General features: G+C 77.1%; 4 protein-coding genes. 3 read left to right on the top strand and 1 reads right to left on the bottom strand.

Going from position 1 to position 3,486, the window contains the following annotated elements; all coding sequences use genetic code 11:
• The 3 genes from AE652_RS37915 to AE652_RS37905 all read left to right on the top strand — a co-directional run.
• Window positions 1-386, top strand: a 386-nt coding sequence (locus AE652_RS37915) for a response regulator transcription factor (RefSeq protein ID WP_199823205.1), incomplete at its 5' end; no start/stop codon positions are given.
• Window positions 387-447: 61 nt separating this feature from the next.
• Complete coding sequence (locus tag AE652_RS37910) at window positions 448-1,416, top strand: helix-turn-helix domain-containing protein (RefSeq protein ID WP_049659861.1); 969 nt, start codon at window positions 448-450, stop codon at window positions 1,414-1,416.
• Between the two features lie 86 nt (window positions 1,417-1,502).
• Window positions 1,503-2,570: a helix-turn-helix domain-containing protein gene (locus AE652_RS37905; protein ID WP_049659859.1), complete on the top strand. Its 1,068-nt coding sequence runs from the start codon at window positions 1,503-1,505 to the stop codon at window positions 2,568-2,570.
• Window positions 2,571-2,592: 22 nt separating this feature from the next.
• Here AE652_RS37905 and AE652_RS37900 read toward each other — a convergent pair whose 3' ends face one another.
• Window positions 2,593-3,483, bottom strand: a complete 891-nt coding sequence (locus AE652_RS37900; protein ID WP_049659864.1) for a VOC family protein — start codon at window positions 3,481-3,483, stop codon at window positions 2,593-2,595.
• Window positions 3,484-3,486 lie beyond the last annotated feature (3 nt).

The raw sequence follows: 3,486 nt of genomic DNA, 5'->3' as shown, positions 1-3,486 counted from the left end.
GCCCCGGGGCCCGGGAGCCGCTGCGCGCGGCCCACCACGTGTTCCGCCGCCTCCGGGCCGAGCCCTGGGCCCGGTGGTGCGAGGAGGAACTGCGGGCCGCCGGGGACTCCGCGGCCCTGCCGCCGGCCGGGCCTGCCGCCGGACCCTCCGGGCTGACCGGCCATGAACTGCGCATCGCCCGGCTGGCCGCGACCGGCCTGACGAACAAGGAGATCGGCCGGGAGCTCCAGCTGTCGCCCCGCACCGTCGGGGCCCACCTGTACCGGATCTTCCCGAAGCTCGGCATCACCTCGCGGGCCGCGCTCGCCCACGCCCTCGACGGCGGCCGACCGGCCGGGACGGCGCTTCCTCCGACCGCTGTCGAACCAGGCAGTCAGATGACCTAACGGGCCGTCGCCGTCGAAGTCCAGGCTGAGTCGCGCAGGGCTTCGACGGGAGGGCGGTCAGATGGGCGTGCGGGGGACGGCCGGGTCGGTCACGGACGGCGGGAAGGCCGCGTTCCGGGGCGGTCCGACGGCGCCGGTTCCGGTGGGGGCGCACTCGCTCACCGGGCGGCCGTCCGACGGGCTCCCGGTGTCGCACCGGCTCGGCTACGTGCGGATCTCCACCCTGGAAGGAGACACCGCCCGGTTCTCCCGTAGCGCCGACCTGATCGCCCCGGCCCCGCGCACCGAGCCGCAGGTCGGGGTCGGGGTGCAGGAGTCCGGCCGGGCCGTGCTGGAGCAGGACGGGCGCCGCGCGGAGGTGCCGCCGGGCGGGCTCGTCCTGTACGACGCCGGGCGGCCGTTCGCCGTCGAGTACCCGGGGCGCTTCCGCACCCACCTGTTCCAGCTGCCGCGCCGGCTGCTGGGCGTGTCGGAGCGCGACCTGCGGTACGCGGCGGGTACGGCCGTCGGCCCGGCGGACGGCTGCGGGCCGGTGCTGGGGCCCTTCCTGGGCACCCTGGCCGCCTCCGCGCACTCCTACCCCGGCCCGGTCGGGGACCAGCTGGCCGGGCGGGTCGCCGACCTGGTGAGCGCGCTGGTCGTCCAGCTGGCGGCGGACGGCCCCGGCAGTGTCGGCCCCGGCGGCCCGAACGAGCACCTGGTCCGGCGGGTGCGGGAGTACATCGACGAGCGGCTGGGCGACCCGGAGCTGACGCCCGAGCGGATCGCGCACGCCCACCGGATCTCGGTGCGGTACCTGCACCGGCTCTTCGAGCACGAGGGAGTGACGGTGAGCCGGCTCGTCCGGCAGCGCCGCCTGGAGGCCTGCGCCCGCGAACTGGGCCGCCGCGGCCGGACCGCCCCGACCGTGTCGGCGGTCGCCCAGCGCTGGGGCTTCGTCAACCCGGCGCACTTCAGCCGGGCCTTCCGCGCCGCGTACGGGGTCTCGCCGCGCGACTGGCGCCCGCTCCGGACCGACGGGGCCTGCTGACGAGCCGCCGAACCAGCACGACTTGGGCCACCGCCGCCGAGGCGCGACCCGGCGCGGTCGGGCCCGCAGACCGAACAGGAGCACAGATGTCCGTCGTCCCGTCCGCCGTCCTCGACACCGCCGGGGTGCCGGCCGCCGACCGCGCCGAGTACTGGCACGAGGCGGTCTCCCGTACCTTCATCCCGCTCGACGTCGTCCTGCGCGAGGACGCGCCCGCGCCCGCGACGATCACCAGCCACCGGCTGGGCGCCGCCCAGGTCTCCCTGGTCCGGGCCGGCCCGCAGCGGGTCGAGCGCAGCGCCCGGCTGATCGCCCGCGGTGGCGAGGACCACCTCACCCTGGCGCTCCAGCACCGCGGCACCGCCCGGCTGCTCCAGGACGGCCGCCAGGTGGAGCTGCGCCCGGGCACCTTCGCGATCTCCGACGCCGGGCGGCCGTTCACCAAGGACCTGCCGGAGCCGTTCCTCTTCACGGCCTTCCACTGGCCGCGCTCGGCCGTCGGGGTCACCGAGGAGGACCTGCGGGTGCTCACGGCGACGGCCTTCGACACCCGCGAGGACGACACCGCCCGCCTGGTGGGCGCCTACCTGGACTGCCTCTCCCGCTCGGCCGGGAGCATGGAGCCGCCGGCGGCCGCCTGGCTCGCCACCACGGCGCTCGACCTGCTCGCGGTGCTCGCGCACGAACGCCGCGGCCGGTCCGTACCGGAGGCGCCCGAGGCGGCCCTGGCCACCCTGGCCCGGATGAAGGACCACATCCTGCGGCACCTGGGGGACCCGGAGCTCTCGCCGGAGCGGATCGCCGAGGCCCACCACGTGTCCGTGCGGTACCTGCACAAGCTGTTCGGCTTCGAGGGGGTGACGGTGACCCGCTGGATCCGGCGCCAGCGGCTGGACGCGTGCCGCCGGGACCTCGCCCGTACGGCGACCCGTACGGCGACCCGTACGGCGGCCCGTCCGGCGACCGGTCCGACGGGTGGCTCGGCGACCGTGGCGGCGGTCGCCGGGCGGTGGGGCTTCGTGAGCGCCAGTCACTTCAGCCGGGCCTTCCGGGCCGCCTACGGGGTCTCGCCGCGCGAGTGGCAGGCGTGCGCCCGGGCGGGCCTCGCCCAGGGAGGCGCGGCCCGGCCGGAGGGGTACGGCATCGCGGTGTGACCGCCCCGTGCCGGGGCACCGGTCACCGGTCGCCGTGCAGCTCCGCGACGTAGCCGCCGGGGAACCGCACCATGGCGCTGTCCCGGCCGTCCGCCCGGACCGGGCCGGACAGCACCGACGCGCCGGCGGCCTCCGCCCGCTCCAGGGTGGCGCCGAGGTCCGCCACGCCGTAGCCGGTGAGCTCCCGGCCGAAGGGGTACGGCAGGTGGCCGTCCGTCACGGCGACCGTCGTGGTGCCGAAGCCGGAGGTGAGGCGCAGCAGCCGGTAGGCGGTGCCGGGCAGTCCGATCGCGGCGCCGTCGGCCCGGCGGTCGTCGGAGACGATCCGGCCGTCGGTGAAGGCGAGGAAGCTGCGCAGGAAGGCGCCCACCGCGTCCGGTGACAGGTAGAGCCGGTTCTCCGGCACGCTGGCGAGCCCGGGGTAGGAGGGCGGGGTGGTGTGGACGTACAGCTGGGCGTTGACGCCGCCGGGGAACTGGACGACGGCGTCCCGGCCGATCGGGTCGGCGAACGGCGCCACGGTGACGGCGGCCCCGTCGGCGCGGGCGGCGCGGACCGCCTGGTCGAGGTCGGTGACCAGCCAGCCGGTGCGCTCGGTGCCGAAGGGGTACGGGACGGGCGTGGTGTAGTCGAACACCGAGAGGGTGCCCACCGGGGAGACGACCAGTTCGGAGAGCGTCCGGCTGGGTGTGGGGGTCACCTGGGTGGCGTTCGGCCCGATCGTGCTGCCGCCGAAGGTGGCCACCCAACTGGCCGCGAAGGCCTGCTCGGTGCCCGGCTCGACGTAGACGTGGGTGGAGTCGTACTGGGGGCCGACGGCGAACTGCCGGTGCGCGGCGGCCGGCGCGGCCTGGGTGCCCTGGGCGGGCGCGGCGGTGGGGACGGCCGCCAGCGCGGCGACCGCCGCCACCAGCGG

The sequence above is a fragment of the Kitasatospora sp. MY 5-36 genome, from assembly GCF_001182915.1.
Taxonomy (GTDB): Bacteria; Actinomycetota; Actinomycetes; order Streptomycetales; family Streptomycetaceae; genus Kitasatospora.
The sequence above is the reverse complement of the archived record's forward strand: the minus strand, read 5'-3'. Positions and strand labels throughout refer to the sequence as shown.

Excerpts from the sequence above, each read along its gene's own strand:
- AE652_RS37910 (WP_049659861.1), top strand. The coding sequence starts at position 448 with ATGGGCGTGCGGGGGACGGCCGGGTCGGTCACGGACGGCGGGAAGGCC.
- AE652_RS37905 (WP_049659859.1), top strand. The coding sequence starts at position 1,503 with ATGTCCGTCGTCCCGTCCGCCGTCCTCGACACCGCCGGGGTGCCGGCC.